The sequence below is a fragment of the Streptomyces sp. NPDC005566 genome (genome assembly GCF_040605575.1).
Classification (GTDB): domain Bacteria; phylum Actinomycetota; class Actinomycetes; order Streptomycetales; family Streptomycetaceae; genus Streptomyces.
Window position 1 is genome coordinate 244680 of record NZ_JBEXDB010000007.1, and the last position, 21186, is coordinate 265865.

21 protein-coding genes and 1 tRNA gene are annotated in these 21186 nt (G+C 69.0%); 16 read left to right on the forward strand and 6 right to left on the reverse strand.

Features of this window, described 5'->3' with window-relative positions; all coding sequences use genetic code 11:
• Nucleotides 1-96: 96 nt before the first annotated feature.
• Entirely contained in the window at nucleotides 97-387 is a 291-nt protein-coding gene (locus ABZS61_RS13690) for a hypothetical protein (protein ID WP_356419076.1), read from the forward strand.
• Between the two features lie 27 nt (nucleotides 388-414).
• Here ABZS61_RS13690 and ABZS61_RS13695 read toward each other — a convergent pair whose 3' ends face one another.
• A complete protein-coding gene (locus tag ABZS61_RS13695) occupies nucleotides 415-660 on the reverse strand; it encodes a mycoredoxin (RefSeq protein ID WP_356419079.1) in 246 nt (81 codons plus the stop codon).
• Nucleotides 661-851: 191 nt separating this feature from the next.
• Between ABZS61_RS13695 and ABZS61_RS13700 the strand changes: the two genes are divergently transcribed.
• From ABZS61_RS13700 to ABZS61_RS13720, 5 genes are all read left to right on the forward strand, one after another.
• On the forward strand, nucleotides 852-3080 hold the full coding sequence (locus ABZS61_RS13700) for an ATP-dependent DNA helicase UvrD2 (protein ID WP_356419082.1): 2229 nt from the start codon (nucleotides 852-854) through the stop codon (nucleotides 3078-3080).
• A 166-nt stretch (nucleotides 3081-3246) separates the two neighbouring features.
• Nucleotides 3247-3570 carry a hypothetical protein gene (locus tag ABZS61_RS13705; protein WP_356419085.1) on the forward strand — a complete coding sequence of 108 codons (324 nt, stop codon included), beginning with the start codon at nucleotides 3247-3249 and terminating at the stop codon, nucleotides 3568-3570.
• A gap of 171 nt (nucleotides 3571-3741) precedes the next feature.
• Nucleotides 3742-4110 carry a WhiB family transcriptional regulator gene (locus tag ABZS61_RS13710; RefSeq protein WP_351167944.1) on the forward strand — a complete coding sequence of 123 codons (369 nt, stop codon included), beginning with the start codon at nucleotides 3742-3744 and terminating at the stop codon, nucleotides 4108-4110.
• Complete coding sequence (locus ABZS61_RS13715; RefSeq protein ID WP_351167946.1) at nucleotides 4107-4466, forward strand: hypothetical protein; 360 nt, start codon at nucleotides 4107-4109, stop codon at nucleotides 4464-4466. The genes ABZS61_RS13710 and ABZS61_RS13715 overlap by 4 nt, the downstream gene beginning before the upstream one ends.
• Before the next feature lie 171 nt (nucleotides 4467-4637).
• Complete coding sequence (locus ABZS61_RS13720) at nucleotides 4638-4841, forward strand: hypothetical protein (protein WP_356419089.1); 204 nt, start codon at nucleotides 4638-4640, stop codon at nucleotides 4839-4841.
• A gap of 18 nt (nucleotides 4842-4859) precedes the next feature.
• Here ABZS61_RS13720 and ABZS61_RS13725 read toward each other — a convergent pair whose 3' ends face one another.
• Both ABZS61_RS13725 and ABZS61_RS13730 read right to left on the reverse strand, forming a co-directional pair.
• Nucleotides 4860-6371: an AarF/ABC1/UbiB kinase family protein gene (locus ABZS61_RS13725; RefSeq protein ID WP_356419091.1), complete on the reverse strand. Its 1512-nt coding sequence runs from the start codon at nucleotides 6369-6371 to the stop codon at nucleotides 4860-4862.
• Nucleotides 6364-7581, reverse strand: coding sequence for a ThiF family adenylyltransferase (locus ABZS61_RS13730; protein WP_356419094.1), 1218 nt, complete (start codon nucleotides 7579-7581; stop codon nucleotides 6364-6366). The genes ABZS61_RS13725 and ABZS61_RS13730 overlap by 8 nt, the downstream gene beginning before the upstream one ends.
• 210 nt (nucleotides 7582-7791) lie before the next feature.
• Here ABZS61_RS13730 and ABZS61_RS13735 point away from each other — a divergent pair, with 210 nt between their 5' ends.
• The 4 genes from ABZS61_RS13735 to ABZS61_RS13750 all read left to right on the forward strand — a co-directional run bounded on the left by ABZS61_RS13735 (nucleotide 7792) and on the right by ABZS61_RS13750 (nucleotide 11572).
• The gene (locus ABZS61_RS13735) at nucleotides 7792-8415 is read left to right on the forward strand and encodes a M48 family metallopeptidase (protein ID WP_356419097.1); all 624 of its coding nucleotides are present in this window, start codon (nucleotides 7792-7794) and stop codon (nucleotides 8413-8415) included.
• Between the two features lie 107 nt (nucleotides 8416-8522).
• Complete coding sequence (locus ABZS61_RS13740) at nucleotides 8523-10106, forward strand: TerD family protein (protein ID WP_356419100.1); 1584 nt, start codon at nucleotides 8523-8525, stop codon at nucleotides 10104-10106.
• An 11-nt stretch (nucleotides 10107-10117) separates the two neighbouring features.
• Nucleotides 10118-10798, forward strand: coding sequence for an AIM24 family protein (locus tag ABZS61_RS13745; RefSeq protein WP_356419103.1), 681 nt, complete (start codon nucleotides 10118-10120; stop codon nucleotides 10796-10798).
• Nucleotides 10799-10816: 18 nt separating this feature from the next.
• On the forward strand, nucleotides 10817-11572 hold the full coding sequence (locus ABZS61_RS13750; protein WP_356419105.1) for an AIM24 family protein: 756 nt from the start codon (nucleotides 10817-10819) through the stop codon (nucleotides 11570-11572).
• A 72-nt stretch (nucleotides 11573-11644) separates the two neighbouring features.
• Here the strand turns inward: ABZS61_RS13750 and ABZS61_RS13755 are convergent, their stop codons facing one another.
• Together ABZS61_RS13755 and ABZS61_RS13760 are read right to left on the reverse strand one after the other, a co-directional pair.
• A complete protein-coding gene (locus ABZS61_RS13755) occupies nucleotides 11645-12190 on the reverse strand; it encodes an NUDIX hydrolase (protein ID WP_356419108.1) in 546 nt (181 codons plus the stop codon).
• Nucleotides 12187-13689, reverse strand: coding sequence for a zinc-dependent metalloprotease (locus tag ABZS61_RS13760; RefSeq protein ID WP_356419111.1), 1503 nt, complete (start codon nucleotides 13687-13689; stop codon nucleotides 12187-12189). The genes ABZS61_RS13755 and ABZS61_RS13760 overlap by 4 nt, the downstream gene beginning before the upstream one ends.
• A gap of 191 nt (nucleotides 13690-13880) precedes the next feature.
• Between ABZS61_RS13760 and ABZS61_RS13765 the strand changes: the two genes are divergently transcribed.
• The 4 genes from ABZS61_RS13765 to ABZS61_RS13780 all read left to right on the forward strand — a co-directional run bounded on the left by ABZS61_RS13765 (nucleotide 13881) and on the right by ABZS61_RS13780 (nucleotide 17193).
• Nucleotides 13881-15023, forward strand: a complete 1143-nt coding sequence (locus ABZS61_RS13765) for an SDR family oxidoreductase (RefSeq protein ID WP_356419114.1) — start codon at nucleotides 13881-13883, stop codon at nucleotides 15021-15023.
• Nucleotides 15024-15163: 140 nt separating this feature from the next.
• Complete coding sequence (locus ABZS61_RS13770) at nucleotides 15164-15625, forward strand: molybdenum cofactor biosynthesis protein MoaE (RefSeq protein WP_356419117.1); 462 nt, start codon at nucleotides 15164-15166, stop codon at nucleotides 15623-15625.
• Nucleotides 15626-15752: 127 nt separating this feature from the next.
• Complete coding sequence (locus ABZS61_RS13775) at nucleotides 15753-15923, forward strand: hypothetical protein (protein WP_351181275.1); 171 nt, start codon at nucleotides 15753-15755, stop codon at nucleotides 15921-15923.
• Between the two features lie 181 nt (nucleotides 15924-16104).
• Nucleotides 16105-17193, forward strand: coding sequence for a PDZ domain-containing protein (locus tag ABZS61_RS13780; protein WP_356419121.1), 1089 nt, complete (start codon nucleotides 16105-16107; stop codon nucleotides 17191-17193).
• 121 nt (nucleotides 17194-17314) lie between these two features.
• On the opposite strand, the gene ABZS61_RS13785 is transcribed toward ABZS61_RS13780, so the two are convergent.
• The gene (locus ABZS61_RS13785) at nucleotides 17315-17875 is read right to left on the reverse strand and encodes a PPA1309 family protein (RefSeq protein ID WP_356419124.1); all 561 of its coding nucleotides are present in this window, start codon (nucleotides 17873-17875) and stop codon (nucleotides 17315-17317) included.
• Between the two features lie 136 nt (nucleotides 17876-18011).
• Here ABZS61_RS13785 and ABZS61_RS13790 point away from each other — a divergent pair, with 136 nt between their 5' ends.
• Nucleotides 18012-20972: a UPF0182 family protein gene (locus ABZS61_RS13790; RefSeq protein WP_356419412.1), complete on the forward strand. Its 2961-nt coding sequence runs from the start codon at nucleotides 18012-18014 to the stop codon at nucleotides 20970-20972.
• Nucleotides 20973-21014: 42 nt separating this feature from the next.
• Nucleotides 21015-21088 (forward strand) — tRNA-Met (locus ABZS61_RS13795).
• Nucleotides 21089-21186 lie beyond the last annotated feature (98 nt).

The following is a 21186-nucleotide window of genomic DNA, read 5'->3' on the forward strand; positions in this document are numbered from 1 at the left end:
GTACGGGCGGGGTGCGGCGGCACGGTGCGGCGCCCCGTGTGACATGCGCGGGGACGTGCTACCTCTCCTGCCCGGACAAGGGGAGCCACGACAGACGTGCGGGCACGGGAGTACGACGGCACGGAGCCGGCCCGGCTCCAGGAGCGGCTCGGCCGCTCCGAGAACGGAGCCGGACACGTGCCGGACGACCGCAGCCGGGTGGTGACCACGGACTGGGGCCCGCTGTCCACCCACGTCGGCTGCTCGGTGGAGACCGCCGAGCGGATTCAGGGCGACGCCGAACGGATATTGGGCGACGCCGAACCCGAAGCCCTGCCGGTCACGGCTCAGACGCGCGTCGATCGGTACGCCGACCGTCCGGGACGATGCAGAAGGCCCCCGCCGTAGCGGGGGCCACTCTGTACGCACAAGAGATCAGGCTGCGCCGAGCGCCTGCTTGACCTGGGCCAGCGAGGGATTCGTCAGCGTCGAACCGTCGGGGAAGAGCACGGTCGGGACCGTCTGGTTTCCGCCATTCGCCTTCTCGACAAACGCTGCCGAATCCGGGTCCTGCTCGATGTTGACCTCGGTGTACGCGATGCCTTCGCGGTCCATCTGGCCCTTGAGCCGGCGGCAGTAGCCGCACCACGTGGTGCTGTACATCGTCACAGTGCCCGGCATGTCGCTGGCGCTCCCTTGTCTCGTCCGTCTCGCTGGAACGCGGAAAGGACACGTTCCCGTCCCTTCCCGCATGCAGGGAACGTACGGGACCCGGCCGCCATTCCCGCGGTCGCACCCGTATCAGTACGACAAACGGCACCCCCTGTGGACAACTTCCGCACCCGCCTCCCGCGACCTGGCAGCATGGCAGGGTGACAGCAGCAACGCATTCCACCCTTTTCCCGCAGGTCCCCGAGTCCGCGGACGCCGTCCTCGACGGGCTCGACCCGGAGCAGCGCGAGGTCGCGCTGGCCCTCGCCGGACCCGTGTGCGTGCTGGCCGGAGCCGGTACGGGCAAGACGCGAGCCATCACGCATCGCATCGCGTACGGGGTGAGGGCCGGGATACTCCAGCCGACGACCGTGCTCGCCGTCACCTTCACCAACCGCGCCGCCGGCGAGATGCGGGGCAGGCTCCGCCAGCTCGGCGCGACCGGGGTGCAGGCGCGGACGTTCCACTCCGCTGCCCTGCGCCAGCTCCAGTACTTCTGGCCGAAAGCAGTCGGTGGTGCGCTGCCGCGTCTGGTGGAGCGCAAGGTCCAGTTGGTCGCGGAGGCAGCGGCACGCTGCGGCGTCCGGCTCGACCGCAATGAGCTGCGGGACGCCACGAGCGAGATCGAGTGGGCCAAGGTCACCCAGACCGTGCCCGCCGACTACCCGGCCGCGGTCGCCAAGACCCAGCGCGACGCCCCGCGCGATCCTGCCGAGCTGTCACAGATCTACGCGATGTACGAGCAGCTCAAGCGCGACCGGTCGGTGATCGACTTCGAGGATGTGCTGCTTCTCACCGTCGGCATCCTTCAGGACCGGCACGACATCGCCGAGCACGTGCGCACCCAGTACCAGCACTTCGTCGTCGACGAGTACCAGGACGTCAGCCCTCTCCAGCAGCGGCTCCTCGACCTCTGGCTCGGCGACCGGGACAACCTGTGCGTCGTCGGTGACGCCAGCCAGACGATCTACTCCTTCACCGGGGCGACCCCCGACCACCTGCTGAACTTCCGCACCCGCCACCCGAACGCGACGGTGGTCAAGCTGGTGCGGGACTACCGTTCCACGCCCCAGGTCGTCCATCTGGCCAACGGACTGCTGAGCCAGGCGAGCGGCAGAGCGGCGGAGCACCGGCTGGAGCTGGTCTCGCAGCGCGAGAAGGGCCCCGAGCCCTCCTACACGGAGTACGCGGACGAGCCCGCGGAGGCCGAGGGCACCGCCCGGCGGATCCGTGACCTGATCGCTGCGGGTGTCCCGGCCGGCGAGATCGCCGTGCTGTACCGGGTCAATTCCCAGTCCGAGGTCTACGAGCAGGCCCTCGCCGATGCCGGTGTGCCCTATCAGCTGCGCGGCGCGGAGCGCTTCTTCGACCGTGCGGAGGTACGGGAGGCGGGCGTCGCCCTGCGCGGCGCCGCCCGCGCCGGGGGCAACGACTCCTTGCTCGACGGAGCCGAGGGACTGCCCTCCGAGGTGCGGGCGGTGCTCTCCACCAAGGGGTGGACATCCAAGCCGCCCAACGGGTCGGGTGCGGTCCGGGACCGCTGGGAGTCACTGGCCGCTCTGGTGCGTCTGGCCGAGGACTTCGAACAGGCCAAGCCGGGAGCGACGCTCTCCGACCTCGTGGCGGAACTCGACGAACGGGCCGCCGCCCAGCACGCCCCCACGGTCCAGGGCGTCACGCTGGCTTCGCTGCACTCGGCGAAGGGGCTGGAATGGGACGCAGCCTTCCTGGTCGGGCTCACCGAGGGCATGATGCCGATCGCCTACGCCAAGACCGATGAGCAGGTCGAGGAGGAACGCCGGCTGCTGTACGTCGGTGTCACCCGGGCCCGATTCCACCTCTCGCTGTCCTGGGCCCTTTCCCGCTCTCCCGGCGGTCGCGGCGGCCGCAGGCCGACCCGCTTCCTGAACGGTCTGCGGCCCGGCTCGACCGCCTTCGGCACACGGGGCGGCGCAGGGGGAGGCGGAGGCATCGACCGCGGCTCGGCTGCGGGCACGGGCAGGGGCAGCGATGGCTCCGGGGCGGCGGCCCGGCCCAGGCGCCGCGGGCCGGTGCTGTGCCGGGTCTGCGGCAAGACCCTGACCGAAGCCGGCGAGATGAAGCTGATGCGCTGCGAGGACTGCCCGTCCGACATGGACGAGGGGCTGTACGAGCGGCTGAGGCAGTGGCGTGCGGACCGGGCGAAGGAGATCGGCCAGCCCGCGTACTGCGTGTTCACCGACAAGACGCTGATGGCGATCGCCGAGGCCGTGCCGGACACCGAGGGCGAGCTCGTCGTCATCGCCGGTGTCGGCAACCGGAAGCTGACCCGCTTCGGAGCCGATGTGCTCGACATCTGCGCAGGTCGGACGCTGGAACCGGAGTCAGGAGCGGGCGACGACGGCATGTGAGAAAAACTCGTCGAAAAAATAGTTTGCGCCCGCAGCAGTCATCACCATAGGTTCTTAACCACGGGAACAGCGACTTCTCTGAAGCCCTGATTCCGTGCTGTACTTATCCGAATACGCAGGACCGGCTCCGGCCGGTCCCCTGAGACGCCGAGAGGAGGCGATTCCTGTGATCAGCATCATCAACACCATCAAAATGACCGATCCGTCGGTCGCCTCCGCCTGCTCGCTCGGCCTCGCCTGCTCTTCGGAACTTTCGCTTCGTGTCACCGGTGTGTTCGGCGTCTCCGTCGGCAGCCCTCTGTCTCTGGCGAGCCTGCCCGTTCGGGAGCGCAATGAGCGACCGACCGAGGCACCGGCAGCAGCAGTAGCGAAGGGACAGGCTCGCGCCTATGCCTTTGCGGCCGTCGGTGCAGGAGCCAAGAAGCAGACGACACAGCACCACACGATGTGGGCCTTCCGTGGGCCTGAACCCTGGAGTGATCCAGCCTGATCCAGCATCAGGCCGGCGCCTTCAGGGCCGCGGAACCCCACTCGGGATCCGCGGCCCTTTTGTTTTGTCCGAACGGATGAGACGAGACGAAGGAGCCTCGGGACAAGCAGTACTGGTACCAGCAGCCAACCGGCCAACAGGCCGGCACGACCAGACGAGGACCACACCACCGTGCAAACCGAAACGCACGCCCCGTCCGTACCGCCTTCCGACACGATCTCCCCGCCCGGCCTCACGGAGGACTCCACCTTGATCCCGCTCACCGCGCTCACCGCGCTCGACGACGCCATCGAGAACCTCGGCGTACCCGTCCCCTGCCGTTCGTACGACCCGGAGGTCTTCTTCGCCGAGACGCCGGCCGACGTCGAGTACGCCAAGTCCCTCTGCCGGACCTGTCCGCTCGTCGAGGCCTGTCTCGCCGGCGCCAAGGAGCGTCGCGAGCCGTGGGGCGTCTGGGGTGGCGAGCTCTTCGTCCAGGGCGTCGTGGTCGCCCGCAAGCGTCCGCGTGGCCGTCCGCGCAAGAACCCGGTCGCGGCGTGACCGCCGGCCTGGGGGTCATGTCCCCCACACGAACAAAGCGCATCGGAACCATCGACCGTCCCCAGACCCATGACCCCCGAAATCAGGCACCAATGATCACCCCCACGAAGGAGCCCGTCGGCTCCGCGACCCCGGACGTCACCATCATCGGCGCGAACGACTCGCGTCAGAACAGGACCCGCGAGATGCAACTCATCCCAGAAGCCCTGGCCCGTGCGCATATGCACGACCGCCTGAGGGAAGCCGAGGTGGATCGCCAGGCAGTGCGCCTGGTGGCCGCCCGGCGGATGCAGCGCCGGGCGGAGCGTGCCTCGATGCGCGCCCGCCGTGCGCTCGCCATGGCGGTCATGCACTAGCAGCGCCGCCAGCAGCACGATGTGCCCGCCGCGAGACGGCGGCACGGCTGCGGGGGCAACCGCTCTGCCCCTCGCGCAGCCACCCACCCCTTCCGCGGGGCCGGTCCGAACAGGCCGGCCCCGCGGTGCGTTGTGCCGAGCCCGCCGGACCGACGGGGATATCGTCGCGAGGTGGACGAGGAGACTGATCGCCCGGCCGGGCCGGGTGCCGGGCAGGTGTCATGTGCCCGGTGCGGCGCCGTCGCCGATGGCGACACGGCACCCGTGACCTGGATCTGTTCTGTGGAGAACGGCAGACGCCAGTATTTCTGCGAGGACTGTTCCCGGTCCCATCTTCGGGCGATCGAGGGCCGGCTGGACTCCGACTGGTGGTGACGGGGGAGGCCGCAGTTGTCAGGAAAGGCTCCGGGCCTCGACCGTTGCGCCCTCCTGGCCGTACGCGCCCAACTGATCTTCCTGAATCGCCTGGACGCCCTCGCCCGCCTGATCGTCCTCGTTCTCCCGATCCGGCTCGTTTTCCAGGAGGAACCCCGGCAGCCACGACTCCAGTTCGTCCCGCAGACGCACCGTGGCACCGAGCTGGCACAACACGCCGATGGTGCTCAGTGTGACGCGGTGTATCAGCAGATAGGACGGCGGAAGGTTCAGCTGCTTGCCCAGCTGGTGGGCGGGGGAGCGCAGGTCGGCGATGCGGGCGGCCTGACTCCGCAGCCAGGAGCGGGTGAAGGTGAACTCGTCCACCTGTGCCGGTTCGATGATCGGCAGGAGATAGTCGAGTACGGCGTCCGGCGCGAGTTCGATCGAGTCCTTGACGAACCCCTCCCCACGGAGCAGCTGGTACACGGCCTCGGCATCACCCTCCAGCGTCATCCTCAGTGAGTCGCCGATGGTCCGCGGCAGTCCGCCCGGCAGCCGGTCCACCGTTCCGAAGTCCAGGACCCCCAGCCTCCACCGGTCGGTATCTCCCTCGGTGCTGCCCGCCTCGGCAGCCCCCTCCTCGCCGGCCTCCTCCTCCGCTTCCGTGCCCGGCGGAGGCAGCAGCCGGAAGTTGCCCGGGTGGGGGTCGGCGTGGAGCAGGCCGGTTCGTGCCGGCCCCGAGAAGAGGAAGCGCGCGAGCAGCTGACCCGCCCGGTCCCTCTGCTCCTGCGTGCCATCGGCGATCACTTCCGACAGGGGGATTCCGTCGATCCACTCGGTCACCAGCACCTGCTCGGACTGGTGCACCACTCCGGGGATCACCACATCGGGGTCGTCCTCGAACTCCGCCGCGTGTTCCTGCTGGGCCTGAGCCTCCAGCGCGTAGTCCAGCTCCTCCGAGACCCGGTCCCGCAGTTCCGTGATGAGCGGCTTGATGTCCATCCCGGGAATCAGCGGACCGAGCAGCCTCGCGAAGCGGCTGAGCTGGGTCAGATCCGAGAGCAGTGCCTCACCCGCGCCCGGATACTGCACCTTCACGGCGACGTCGCGCCCGTCGTGCCACACAGCGCGGTGGACCTGCCCGATCGACGCGGCGGCGGACGGCCGATCCTCGAATTCGAGGAACAGTTCCCGCCAGTCCTCACCGAGCCGCTCGGCCAGCACGCCGTGGACGGTGCGGGTCGGCATGGGCGGAGCGGCCTCCTGAAGTTTGGTCAGTGCCGCTCTGTACGGGCCTGCGACATCTTCGGGCAGCGCCGACTCGAAAACGGACAGCGCCTGCCCGAGCTTCATCGCACCGCCCTTCAACTCGCCCAATACCTTGAAGAGTTGATCCGCCGTGCGCTGTTGGACCTCACGGGCAACGATCTCGGCGGACTTGCCGCCTATCCGCTTGCCCAGACCCCACGTGGCACGCCCGGCGAAGCCGAGCGGCAGCGCGGCCAGCTTCGCGGTACGGGTGACCGCCTTCCGGGGAAGATCAGACATGTGCCCCTCCAAGTCCCAGACTGCCGTGCCGCGTGAGTGTTCGGCCCTGCTCCGTCGGCGGCGGCCACCCCGCCATTGTGTCCTGTGCCGGGCAGGCCGCGGAGGTGAGCTCCCCCTCAGTCTGCCCGGCAGCACCACAGGAGCAGTCGAGGTGGGCGCCCAGCCGTTCTGCCCGCCACTCCAGCAGAGGCAGCGCGGCCTCCCAGCGGGCACCGGTGACGGCAGGCAGTTCCCCGTCGAGAAAAGAGAGTGAATGGGCTGCCGCGAGACCGGCCACCGCCGTCGCCAGCCCCAGATCGCAGGCCGGCACCGTGCTGCGCCGCCCGGACTTCCACTGCGCCAGCATCCGCGGCCACTGCGGGTCCTGCTCCGCACGGTGCAGCGCCAGACAGCTTGCACAGCCGGTGCCGCCCGGCAGCACCAGCGGACCGACCACCCCGGTGGCTTCGATCACTCCCGCGTAGAGATGCGGCGTACCTGAGGCGATCCATGGCGCGGCCGTATCCGGATCGGGGGCGTAGACCGAGAGTCCGTCCCGCGGCGCCACCACGATCAGGGACAGTGCGGGCTCGCCGCCCGCCTGAGCGCCTGCTGTCTCCGCCTGCCGGGGAGGTCCGCCGGCCGCGGACCGGCGGACCAGCTGCCGGGCCGCCGAATCCCGCCTCTCCCCGACGGCCGCCGCCGGAAGACCGCCGGGCGCGATGTCCCACGGTTCGGTGCGGCCACCGTCGAGCACCTCGACCCTGCCCACTCCCGCCCCGGACAGCACCGCGGCGATCGCGGCGCCGACCCTGCCCGCACCCCGTACCTGGACCCGCATCGCGCGCCGGGCCGCGAGTCTGCGCAGCCCGCTCCCGGGTTCCGGATGGACGACGGAAAGTGACGCGGCGTCGGGGCGCTGCCGCTCCAGGGTCTCGGCCCGTCGGCGTAACGCGTCGGCCTCCGGACCACCCGCACTCAAGTCGTCGAGCAACCCCGCCTCCGTCAGGCGTGATACCAGGACGTCCACATGACGGTCCGACAGATCCAGTGCTTCGGCCTCTTCGCGCAGCAACGCGAGTCCGCGTGTTCCGTCGAGCAGTTCGAGGAAACTCCCGGTAGCGATATCCATCGGACCCAGCGTCACGGCATGCGCGGGCGTCACACCGAATTGCACGGTGTTCCGCCCGCGCCAGGCCCGGCGGAGCGCAGGTTTCAACATCGGATGCATGACTTCTCCCCGGTCGGTGTCGGGTTGCGCCGGTCGGTATCGGCCGGCGCCTGGATCCGTTGTCAGAATGCAACGCGGTGGCGAAACGTGCAGAAAGTTATCCACAGGCTGGGGCATTAGTCGTTCAAATGGTGCACGCGGAGAAGTGGATCAACGCCGAACCGTCCGGGGGGCGGGACTTCCCGCGCCGACAGCGGGTAACGTCATGGCGTGTCCGCCGACTCTTCACCCGGCCTCGCCGGGGAGACCCCCGTGCGCAGCGCCGGACGCCACCGGCGCAGCGCGGCCGCCCACCAGTCCCGCGCATCGGTGACGAGTGCGGTCGAGGTCCGCAGAAGCGCCCGGCGCAGCAGAACGGTCTCGGCGTACCGCGAGGGCGACCGCACGATCGTTCTCATCCCCGCCCGGATGTCGGAGGCGGAGGAGCAGCGCTGGGTCGGCGTGATGCTCGACAAGCTCGCCGCTCAGGAGAGCAAGCGGGTGATCGGCGACAGCGAGCTCGCCGAACGTGCCGAAGGGCTCTCCGCCCAGTACTTCGAGGGCCGGGCGCGCCCCGCCTCGGTGCGATGGGTGACCAATCAGAACACCCGCTGGGGTTCCTGTACCCCGGCGGAGGGCAGCATCCGTCTCTCGCACCGGCTGCAGGGCATGCCGGAGTACGTCGTCGACTACGTCCTCCTCCATGAACTGGCCCACCTGCTGGTTCCCGGACACGGGCCGCGCTTCTGGCGCCTGCTGGAGGCGTATCCGCGTACCGAGCGGGCGCGTGGCTATCTCGAAGGAGTCGTGGCGGCCGAGCGGCTGCCGCATCTGCCCACCGCACGTGAAGAGTGACGTTCGGTGATTCTGTACCGGGTCTGTACCGACTTAGCTCAATGTCGGGGTTTGCGGTTAGCCTGACGCGACGGATTTACATTCGGGATGGGGGACGGTCGTTACGCATGGCCAGGGAATTCCAACGCGGCCACAAGGCCAAGATCAGTGATCTCACGCCAGGGACGGATCTGTACGTAGGTGTGCAGATCGCCGGACCCGGCCTGACGTTCGACATCAGCTGCTTCGGTCTCGATGCCAATGAGCAGCTCTCGGACGACCGGTATTTCATCTTCTTCAACCAGCCGAAATCACCCGAGGAGTCCATTCAGCTGCTCGGTGCCCAGGCCGGCGACACCGAGTCCTTCCGCGTCACCCTCGACCGCATTCCGGCGAACATCCACAAGCTTTCGTTCACCGCGACTCTCGACGGTGCGGGGCAGATGTCGCAGGTCGGCCCCGGGTACATCCGGATCGTCGCCGGCGGCGAGGAAGTGGTGAAGTACGCCTTCACCGGTTCGGAGTTCACCACCGAGCGCGCGGTCATGCTGGGCGACTTCTACCTCAAGGACGTGTGGCGGTTCGCCGCCGTGGGCCAGGGCTTCGACGGCGGCCTGGACGCGCTGCTCAAGAACTTCGGCGGCGAGGTCGCCGAGGAAGCTCCGGCAGCACCACAGCCACAGGGTGCGGCGCCGTCGTTCGCCCCGCCCGCCCAGTCCACCGCGCCCCCCGCTTTCGGCGCCCCGGCAGCGCCCCATGCCCCGCAGCCCGCACCGTCGTTCGGGGCGCCCGCCGCACCGCAGCAGCCGGTGCACGCCGCGCCGACGATCGCGGCGCCCCTGGCACCGCAGGCGCCGGCACCGTACGGGCAGCCGCCTCAGCAGCCGCAGTTCGGTCAGGTCCCTGGCCAGGCCGCGCCGCCGTACGGTCAGCAGCCACCGCCGGCCCCGCCGTTCGGTCAGCAGGCTCCGGCCCCGTACGGGCAGCAGCCTCCGGGCATGCCGCCCGGTGTGCCCCAGGGAGTGGTGCCCCAGGGTGTCCCGCAGGCCGGTGCAGGGCTGCAGGCAGCCCTGCAGCCGTACAAGGAGACGGCCACCGGGCAGCGCTGGACCTCGCAGAACCAGCAGCTCATGCGCGTGGACCTGACCATGGGAGGAACACCTGTGCTCGCCCGCCAGGGCAGCATGGTGATGTACCAGGGGAAGGTCGACTTCGGCTACAAGGGCGCCGGCTTCGCGGGCCGCATGATCGGTAACGCCACCGGCCAGGAAATGCAGCTCATGCGCTGCACGGGTCGCGGGCAGGTCTTCCTCGCCGAGGAGGGATCGCACCTGCACCCCATCGAGCTGCAGGGTGACGGCATCTGCGTCTCGGCGGAGAGCGTCCTCGCCTTCGACGAGTCGCTGCAGTACGAGGTGCGCAGGATCGAAGGGCACGGGATTCCCGGCGGTGCTCTGTTCACCATGCAGTTCCAGGGCACGGGCACCGTCGTCGTCAAGACCCACGGTGTTCCGGTCGTCCTGCCGGTCACCCCGACCACGTTCGCCGACTGCAACGCGGTCGTGGCCTGGTCGGCGGCGTCGCAGGTGATCATCTCCAGCCAGGTCCGACTGCGCCGCAACGCGTATCCGGGCCACAGCGGGGAGACCGTGAACCTCCAGTTCCGGGGAGCCCCCGGGAACTTCATCGTCGTCCAGCCCTACGAGGTCTGAGGGAGCCCGTCATGAATCAGCAACTCGCGGGCTTCGCCCCGACCCCCGTCACGGCCCGGATGGAGAACCACGGCCGCACGATGCTCAAGGTCGCCATGGCCTCCGGGCAGGACCTCTACGCACGCACCGGCTCGATGGTGGCCTACGAGGGCTTCATCCAGTACGAGCCCAACCCGCCCGCCGTCCGCCAGATCGCCTCGCAGTGGATCACCGGCGAGGGCGCGCCTCTGATGAAGTGCGCCGGTGACGGGCTGCTCTACCTCGCCGACTACGGCGCCGATGTGGTCGTCATCAATCTCAACAACGACTCGCTCTCGGTCAACGGCACCAACCTCCTCGCCTTCGACGGCCACCTCACCTGGGGTGTGGAGCGGGTCAAGGGCCTGGCCAAATTCGCCGGCCAGGGCCTGTGGAACGTCTGCGTCCAAGGCACCGGATGGGTCGCGATCACCTCGCGCGGCACGCCGATCGTCGTCGACTGCGGCCGGGGCGAGGACGAGACGTACGTCGACCCCGACGCGCTCGTCGCGTGGTCCCCGAACCTGAAGGTCAAGGGCAAGCGCAGCTTCAAGGCGAGCTCGCTCATCGGGCGGGGCAGCGGAGAGGCATACCAGATGGCCTTCTCGGGTCAGGGCATCGTCGTCGTCCAGCCGAGCGAGGACAGTACCGATCGCCTTCGGGTCCGGAACTGAGCGGGGGGAGAACACATCATGCAGAGTCCGCTTTTCAGCCTCACCGAACAGCAGTCGCAGGACCGGTACACCGTCCAGAACCCGCAGCTCCTGCGGGTCGCGCTGTCCGGTCATGACGACGTCCTCGCCCGCAAGGGAGCCATGGTCGCCTATCAGGGGCTCATGGAATTCGACGGCGAATACCAGTCGCAGGGACAGCGCAACGCCCGCAGGAGGACGGGCGAAGGCCTCGACCTGATGCGCTGCTCGGGCCAGGGAACGGTCTACCTGGCCAACCTCGCCCAGTACATCCACGTGGTCGATGTCGACCGCGAGGGCCTGACGGTCGACAGCGCGTACGTCCTCGCCCTCGACTCGTCGCTGCACACCGAGGTCATCGCGGTGGACAGCCAGTACGGGATCTCGGGCACGGGCAAGTACCAGCTCAACATCTCCGGCAGTGGCAAGGTCGCGCTGATGACCTCGGGCCAGCCGTTGATGATGCAGGTCACGCCCGACAAGTACGTGAATGCCGACGCCGACGCGATCGTTGCCTGGTCGAGTGGGCTGAGGGTGCAGATGCAGGCGCAGACGCACTCCTCCGGCGTATTCAGGCGCCGCGGCAACACGGGGGAGGGCTGGGAGCTCAGCTTCCTGGGCCAGGGCTTCGCGCTCGTCCAGCCGAGTGAGGTGCTGCCTCCGCAGCACGCGCAGATCGGCCAGGGTGCGGCAGCGCAGTTCGGCGTGGGTCAGCACGGCGCCCACAGCCAGAACCAGAACAACGCCTGGAACTGAGTCACCCGGATCCGGTACAGGGAAGGGGCGGCCTCTCGACGAGGCCGCCCCTTGCTCATGCCTGCGCGTGCGCTAGTGGCCGTGCTCCAGCCGTGCCCGGGTCCCTTCCACCAGCCGCACGACCGAGGCGTCCGCGACTCCGGCCACCTCTTCGTACGGGAACCAGCGCAGATCGAGGGATTCCTCGCTGATCCGTTCCGTCGCGCCGGCGGGAGCCGTAGCCGCGTACTGGACGTCGAGGTGCCAGTGACAGGGCGCCGGAATGGGGTGACGGTCCAGCCGGACCGGTCCTCCGGGCAGCAGGGTCAGTCCGGAGATCCCGGACTCCTCCGCGGCCTCACGCAGGGCCGCGGAGGCCAGACTGGAGTCCTGCGGCTCGCAGTGGCCGCCCATCTGGAGCCACATCTGCAGCTTCCTGTGCAGAGTGAGCAGAACCCGGCCCCGTTCCGGATCGATCACCAGGGCGCTGGCCGTCAGATGCCCGGCCCCGCAGGCCTTCCACATGCCGTCCGGGTGCCCGGCCAGATGGTCCAGGTACGTCCGGCGCAGCTCCCTCTGGTCCTCCTGCTCCGAGTCGTAGCCCTTGAGTACGAGAACGGCGTCGTCGTGCAGGCTCACTTGTCGGTGTCGTCCTTGCCGTCGCGCTTGGAGCCGTCCGAGCCGTCCGAGCCGTCCGAGCCGTCCGAGCCGTCCGAGCCGTCCGAGCCGTCCGAGCCGTCCGAGCCGTCCGATTCCTCGGCGGCAGGCTTGTGCGGGCCCTTCGCGGCCTCGCCGAGCATCTTGTCCAGCTCGGAGAAGTCCAGCTGCTCGTGGTGCACGAACCCGTCCGGGTCGTCCAGGTCGTGGGCCGTCGGCAGCATGTCCGGGTGCTCCCACAGGCCGTCACGGCCGTCGACGCCCCGGGCGTCCGTCAGCGAGGCCCACAGCCTCGAAGCGTCCCGCAGGCGGCGCGGACGCAGCTGGAGGCCGATCAGGGTGGCGAAGGTCTGCTCGGCCGGACCGCCGGACGCACGGCGCCTGCGCATCGTCTCGCGCAAGGCGTCCGCCGAAGTCAGCCGGGGCTTCGCGGCCTCGTGCACCACGGCGTCCACCCAGCCCTCGACGAGGGCGAGCGCTGTCTCCAGGCGGGCGAGCGAGGCCTTCTGCTCCGGTGTGTCCTCCGGCTGGAACATGCCTTGCTGGAGCGCGTCCTGCAACTGCTCGGGCTGCGTCGGGTCGAACTGGCCGACGACGTCCTCAAGCTTGCTGGTGTCGACCTTGATGCCCCGCGCGTACGCCTCGACCGCACCGAACAGATGCGAGCGCAGCCACGGAACGTGGGCGAAGAGCCGCTGGTGGGCGGCCTCTCGCAGCGCGAGATACAGCCGCACCTCGTCCTGCGCGACGCTCAGGTCCTTACCGAACCGCTCGATGTTCAGCGGAAGCAGCGCTGCCTTGCCCGCCGGGCCCAGAGGGAGCCCGATGTCCGTCGATCCGACGACCTCGCCGGCGAGCACGCCGACCGCCTGCCCGATCTGCTGACCGAACATGGCACCGCCCATCGAGCGCATCATCCCGATCAGCGGGCCCGCCATGGCCTGCATCTCCTCGGGCAGGACGTCGCCCATGGCCAGTCCGACCCGCTCGGCCACCGGGTCCACCAGCTGCTGCCAGGCAGGAAGGGACGCCTCGACCCACTCCGCACGGCTCCACGCCACCGTCGAGACGGAACCGGAGGGCAGCGACGTCACGCCGTCCAGCCAGAGATCCGCCAGACGCAGCGCCTCGGTGACCGCCGACTGGTCCGACGGGCCGACGCTCGCGTCCTTGCTGCCGTCCGGCGTGCCCTGCGACACCGTCTGGCGGGCGATCTGCTTGGCCATGTCCCAGTTGACGGGCCCGCCCTCGTAGCTCAGCATCTGGCCGAGCTGCTGGAAGGCCGCTCCCAGGTCGTTCGGGTTCATCGTGCCGAACATCGCGGCGAACGGGTTGTCCCCGCCCGCGCCCGGCCCGATGCCGAACGGGTTCGCCGGCCCGCCCGAACCCTGCCCACCTCCGGTGGGGTCCTTCTTCTTGCCTTCGTCGCCGTTTTCCGGCTCCTCCGGCGGAAGGCCGAATCCGAATGGGGTGTCACTCACGGGTTTCCTCGGCTCGTAGGGCCGTCGGCTCGAACCGACGGCGACTGCCCGACATCACCATCCAGCGTAGACACCAAAGGCCGCTTAGGGCCTCAGTGCTCCGCCGGCTCCCGGCCTGCGGCAGGATGGACGCCACCTGGTACGTACGCGTCATTCGGGTACGTACTGAAGACAACCGCTGGAGACGCCCGGTGAGTTCCCCAGATCCACAGGTTCGCGCAGCGCGAAACCTGGCCGACCCCACGCCCGAGAGCAAGCCGACAAAGAATCCTTCCAGAAGCCGGGGCCCCGTTGTCGCGGTCACCGGCGCCGCGACCGGCGTCGGTGAACTTCTCACCGCCCATCTCGCCGCATCCGACGAGATCAAGCAGGTCATCGCCATCGACGAGCGCCGGGGGGAGGTGTCCGAGGCCACATGGCACATCCTGGACGTACGGGACCCCGCCATCGCGGAGAAACTGCGCGGGGCGGATGTCGTCGTGCACCTCGCACTCGATCTCGACCTGGAGACCGACCCCGCGGCCCGTACCGCGTACAACGTACGCGGCACCCAGACCGTGCTGACGGCCGCAGCGGCCGTCGGGGTCCACCGGGTCGTGCTGTGCACCTCGGCGATGGTCTACGGCGCGCTTCCCGACAACGACATCCCGCTGTCCGAGGACGCCGAACTGCGTGCCACGGCCGAGGCCACCGGTGTCGGCGACCTGCTGGAGATCGAACGGCTCGGGCGCCGAGCACCCCGTGCCCACCCCGGACTCAATGTCACGGTGGTACGCCCGACCGTTCTGGTCGGCGGTACGGACACCGCGCTGACCCGCTATTTCGAGTCCCCGAGGCTCCTGGTCGTTGCCGGATCGCGCCCCACCTGGCAGTTCTGCCACGTCGAGGACCTGGTGAGCGCCCTGGAGTACGCGGCCCTGGAGAAGATCGACGGGGAGTTCGCGGTCGGTTGCGACGGCTGGCTGGAACAGGAAGAGGTGGAGGAGCTCTCCGGCGTGCGCCGGATGGAACTGCCGTCCGCCGTCGCCCTCGGGGCAGCGGCCAGGCTGCACCGGATCGGCCTCACCCCGTCCCCGGCGGGCGACCTCGCCTACACCATGCACCCCTGGGTCGTCAGCGTCAGCCGGCTCCATGACGTCGGCTGGCGGCCGCGGTGGACCAACGAGGAGGTCCTCGGAGCGCTCCTGGAAGAGGTGGAGGGGCGCCATACGGTCGCCGGCCGCCGCCTCGGCCGCAAGGACGCCACCGCGGCAGGCGCCGCGGGAGCCACGGTCGCGCTCCTGGGCACGGCGGCGCTGGTACGCCGCGCCCGCAAAGCGCGCCGCCGCTTCTAGAGAGGCCCGGGTCCCCCGTCTCCCCGGGTGCGCACCGGACGCTCCAGGGGGGACCTGTAGGAGGCTCCAAGCAGGCCGGCCGGCCTGCTGGTCGAAAGCGCTATTCCGCGATGTCGGCGCCGTGCGGCACGATGGGTCCCATGGCACGCACCCACGACCACCCCGGCGAGCAGGCAGCTCAGGACCCGATCCGGCTGCTGGAGATCAGGGAGACGCCGCTCTCCGTCGACGAGATCTTCCGTGCGGTCGGCGACGACGCCGCCGGTGGCATCGCGCTCTTCGTCGGCACGGTGCGCAATCACGACGACGGACAGGATGTCGGCACGCTCGGCTACTCCTGCCATCCGAGCGCCCAGGACGAGCTGCGCAGAGTGGCGGAGAAGGTCGTCGCGCAGTTCCCGGTGAGGGCGCTGGCCGCCGTCCACCGGGTGGGTGAGCTGGGTGTGGGCGATCTGGCGGTGGTGGTCGCCGTCTCCTGCGCCCATCGGGGTGAGGCCTTCGAGGCCTGCCGCAAGCTGATCGACGACCTCAAGCACGAGGTACCGATCTGGAAGCACCAGCGTTTCTCGGACGGCACGGAGGAGTGGGTCGGCGCTTGCTGAGCGCAAACCGCCCCAGGGGTGTTCAGCCCCGATTTGCGTAACCGCACCCCTGCCACGAGCGTTGGTCCTGCAGGTGGTTAATCTTCTGATCGTCAGTTGCGGTCGCTCATGGGGTAGGGAGGTCGTGATGGCAGCACTCGCTTGGCTTTTGATTCCACTTTTCGCCGCTCTCGGCGCGGCGATATGGGGAGGGTGGGCAGCCCGCAATCGAACGACCGGCGACGTCACCGAACTCGCCGGCTACGCCAGGTTCCGTGAAGCGATGGAGAAGTCGGACTCCGGTTCCGAGACGGTCTGAGACCGCGGCGGCTGTACGCAGTTGCCAATCCCGCATCGTGTCCACACTCCTCCTCCGCGCGGTTCTCCGCGCAGTGAGGTGACCGGCGGCCCCCTCTGCCGACCCCGTGCCACGCGGCCTCGCGCCCCGTACGGACCGGCCCCGACGGTGCACTGACAAGCCCTTCCCGTACTGTCGTTCCATGCCACGCCGCACCGCGACGATGCTCGCCTCCACGCTCATCCTGATCGCGCTGCTCTGCGTGGGCGTGCTGATCCCCGTGCCGTATTCGGAGATGTCTCCCGGCCCGACCGTGAACACCCTCGGCGACGCGCGTGGCGAACCCGTTCTGCACATCACCGGCCGCAAGACCTACCCGACGTCCGGGAACCTCAACATGACGACGGTCCGTGTCACCGGCGCGGACTACGACATGAACATCGTCGAGGCCGTCTACGGCTGGCTGGCCCACGACAGCGTGATCGTGCCGCACGACACCCTCTACCCGGACGGCAAGACGGAGGAGGAGTCGACGCAGGAGAATGCGGAGGAGTTCAGCCAGTCCCAGGAGAGCGCCAAGGTCGCGGCCCTCGAGGAACTGAAGATCCCCGTCACCTCACGCGTCGTGGTCTCCACCGTCGTCAAGGACAGCCCCGCCCAGGGCAAGCTGCACGCGGGCGACGTGATCAAGGCCGTCGACGGTACGGCGGTCAAGCAGCCCGAGGACGTCGCGAAGCTCGTCACCGAACACAAGCCCGGTGAGGACGTCGTGTTCACGATCATCCCCGCCAAGGCGGCGGCCGCGGCCGAGAAGGCCGGCAAGGAGCCGCGGGGCACGCGTGAGATCACCCTCACCACGCGGAAGGCCCCTTCGGAGGACCGCGCGATCGTCGGCATCCAGGCCGGGACCGACCACACGTTCCCGTTCGAGATCGACATCAAGCTCGCCGACGTCGGCGGCCCGAGCGCCGGGCTGATGTTCTCGCTGGGCATCATCGACAAGCTCACGCCCGGACAGCTGACGGGCGGGAAGTTCATCGCGGGCACCGGCACCATCGATGACAGCGGCAAGGTCGGGCCGATCGGCGGCATCAACATGAAGCTGGTCGGTGCGCGCGATGCCGGCGCCCGGTACTTCCTCACCCCGGACGACAACTGTGCCTCCGCGGCGGCCGACACCCCGAGCGGTCTGACCCTGGTGAGGGTGAAGACCCTCGACGACGCGAAGAAGTCGCTGGAGAAGATCCGCGCAGGGGATCCGGCAGGCCTGCCGAGCTGCTCGACAGGCTGAGCCGGTCCGCGCGACGGCAGGCTGATGCCGGCCCCCGCGCGACGGCAGGGGCCGGGACAGTTCCGCGGGACGGGACCAGCCGGGTTCCGCGGGACGGGACCAGCCCGCGGAACCGTGAGTTCTAGGCCTCGAAGGTGGCCGCGAGTGCCTCGGCAAGGCCCGGGACCAGGCCCGCACCGGTCAGGACCTCGGTCGGGGAGTCCTTCTCCCGCAGCCGCACAGCGGAGTCCCGCGCCCCGTCCCGCAGAACCGCCACGGTCATCCGGACCTCCTGCCGGTCCGGGTGCTTGGCGACCCACTTGGTCAGCTGGCTGTCGCTGAGGCCTTCCGGTACGGAGGCTTCGGCGGACGGCGGCAGCATCAGCCGCTCCACCGTCATGGCGCAGCCGACCACGGCGTCGGGCCAGGCGATCGTGGCGAGGAATTCGTCCAGGGCGGTGCCGTCGGGAAGCTCCTCCTGTTCGATAGGGGTGAAGGCCGCGGTGGTCGACGCGGCGTCGTCGAGACCGAGCTGGGCTGCGAGGCCCGGCTCGCTGGCGCGCAGCCTGGCGGTGTCGACGAGGGCGAACAGGCGGGCGGGCTGATCCCAGCCGAGGCCTGCGGCGTAGGCGTCGATTTCGAGTACGGCGACGGTGAGGGGGCTCGCGGCCATCGGAGGGCCTGAGGGGGAAACGTTGGGCATGGTCAATATCCTGCCTCCTTCCGCCCCGGGAACGGGAACTAGGTAAAGCCTCAGTAAGTTGCATAGGTGGGCTCTACGATCGCTGGGCCTGCTTCACACGACCGCGAACTTCGAGGTGCGCACGTTGGCTTTCCAGATGCCGGACCGCGGCGGAGGCCCGACCGGGCCACGGATCAGAGTCGGCCGCCCGTCCCGGCGCGTCCGTACCCTGCTCATGACACTGGGTGTCCTGGCGGTTCTCGCCATGGCCTTTGTCATGTTCGCCGGGTTCTGGACAGACTGGCTCTGGTATCGGTCGGTCGCGTATTCGTCCGTCTTCACCACCACCCTGTGGACCAAGATCGGGCTGTTCCTCGTCTTCGGACTGCTGATGGCCATCGCCGTCGGCGTGAACATCTGGCTCGCGCACCGGCTGAGGCCGCCGCTGAGCGCGATGTCGCTGGAGCAGCAGAGCCTGGACCGCTACCGGATGAGCGTCGCCCCGTACAAGAAGTGGGTGCTGCTCGCGATCACCGCTCTCGTCGGGCTGATCGCCGGAGCGTCCGCGTCGGGCCAGTGGCGTACGTGGCTGATGTACGTCAACGGCGTGCCGTTCGGGCAGAAGGACCCCCAGTTCAAGCTGGATGTGTCCTTCTACGCCTTCGACCTGCCGTGGTACCGCTTCATGCTCGGCTTCGGCTTCGCCGCTGCCGTGCTGTCGCTGATCGCCGCAGCGCTCACGCACTACCTGTACGGCGGGCTGCGGATCACCAGCCCCGGCGCACGGGCCACGGGTGCGGCCACCGGCCATCTCTCCGTGCTGCTCGGCATCTTCGTCTCGCTGAAAGCCGTGGCGTACTGGCTCGACCGGTACGGCCTCGCCGTGAAGTCGAGTGACTTCAAGGCCACGGACAACTGGACGGGCCTGAGGTACGTCGACGCCAACGCCTACCTTCCGGCGAAGACGATCCTCTTCTGCATCGCCGTCATCTGCGCCCTGCTGTTCTTCGCGACGCTCTGGCGGCGCACCTGGCAGCTGCCGGTGATCGGCTTCGGCCTGATGGTGCTCTCCGCGATCCTGATCGGCGGGCTCTACCCGGCGATCGTGCAGAAGTTCCAGGTCCAGCCGAACGAGCAGGCCAAGGAAGCACCGTTCATCCGGAAGAACATCGACGCGACCCGCGATGCCTACGACATCGACGACGCGAAGGTGGACGACTACTCGGGCAAGAGCACGACCACGGACGGCGCCAAGCTCCGGGCCGGTGCGGACGCCGCGGCCAGCTACCGCGTGATGGATCCGAACGTCGTCTCGCCGGCTTTCCAGCAGCTCCAGCAGAAGAGGAACTACTACCAGTTCCCCAAGACCCTGGACGTCGACCGCTACAAGGGAACCGACGGCAAGGAGCAGGACACCGTCATCGGCCTGCGCGAGCTCAACCTCGACGGCCTCCCCAAGCGGAACTGGATCAACGACCACTTCACGTACACGCACGGCTACGGCGCCATCGCGGCCCGGGGCACCACGACGGGCACCAACCCGGCGGGCTCCCCCGACTTCACGGAGTCGGGCCTGCCGACCACCGGTGAGCTGCCCAAGTACGAGCAGCGGATCTACTACGGCGAGAAGACCGAGCAGTACTCCATCGTCGGAGGACCCCAGAAGGAGCTCGACTACGAGGAGGACGGCGAGAAGACCACCAGCTACAAGGGCAACAGCGGGGTCAGTCTCGGCAACGCCTTCAACCGCGCCGCCTACGCCGTGTCCTTCAGCGAGCCGCAGATATTCTATTCCGGGGCCATCGGCGAGGGTTCGCGGATCCTGTACAACCGCACCCCCAAGGAGCGCGTCGAAGCGGTCGCCCCCTGGCTGACCATCGACGGGGACGCCTATCCGGCGGTCGTGGGCGGCAGGATCCAGTGGGTCGTCGACGCCTACACGACGACCAACGGCTACCCGTACGCATCGCGTACGACGCTCGGTGACACCACGGCGGACTCGCTGACCACCAACCAGCGCGCCGTCGTCGCCCAGCAGAACCAGGTCAACTACATCCGCAACTCGGTGAAGGCCACCGTCGACGCGTACGACGGCAAGGTCAAGCTCTACGAGTGGGACACCGAGGACCCGGTGCTCAAGACCTGGCGCAAGGCGTTCCCGGGAACCGTGAAGTCGCGGGGGGACATCCCGCAGGACCTGATGGACCATCTGCGCTACCCGCAGGACCTGTTCAAGGTCCAGCGGGAACTGCTCACGCGCTACCACGTCCAGGATCCCGCGCAGTTCTACAGCGGCAGTGACGCCTGGCAGGTTCCGGACGACCCCACCAACAAGGAGCCCGGGGCCGTTCCGCCGTACTACCTGAGCATGAAGATGCCAGGTCAGGACGCGCAGAAGTTCTCCCTGACCACGACGTTCACACCGAAGGGGCGGCCCGACCTCGGGGCGTTCATGGCGGTGGACGCGGACGCGGCCAGCGAGGACTACGGCACCATAAGGCTGTTGAGAGTCACCACCACGGTGAAGGGCCCGGGCCAGGTACAGAGTGAGCTCAACGGCAACGACGACGTCGCCGAGTTCGTGAGGAACCTCAAGGGCACCGACTCGGACATCGAGTACGGCAATCTGCTGACCGTGCCGCTGGATGGCGGCTTCCTCTACATCGAGCCGGTGTACACGCGCGGTGGCACGCAGAACTATCCGCTGCTGCGCAAGGTCGCCGCCTCGTACGGGTCGAAGATCGTCTTCGAGAACAGCCTCGGGGAGGCGCTCAACGCGGTCTTCGGTGTGGAGGAGTCCGATACGACCACCCCGCCGACGGAGCCCGACGAGCCACCGGGTGACACCACCGAACCGCCTGCCACCGGGGAGGCCGCTCTGAAGAAGGCCATCGCGGATGCGCAGAAGGCGTACACCGCGGGTGAGGCGGCCCTGAAGAAGAACGACTGGACCGCTTACGGCAAGGCGCAGGCGGACCTGCAGGACGCCCTCAGGCGAGCGGCGGCCGCCCAGCCCAAGGCCGCCGGCGGAGCCGACGCGGCGGACACGGCGGACACGGCGGCCAAGCCCGACACGGCCGACAAGGCCGATGAGAAGGGCGAGGACCAGGGCAGCTGAGAATGTTCCACCCCGCGTCGTGGTACGGTTTGAACACAACGACGCGGGGTGGAGCAGCTCGGTAGCTCGCTGGGCTCATAACCCAGAGGTCGCAGGTTCAAATCCTGTCCCCGCTACTGAAGACTGAGGCCCGGATCCTGAAAAGGATCCGGGCCTTCGTCGTGCCGTCGATCGTCGCCTCGGGCACTTTCTCAAGTTGTCGGTGCGAAGTGCG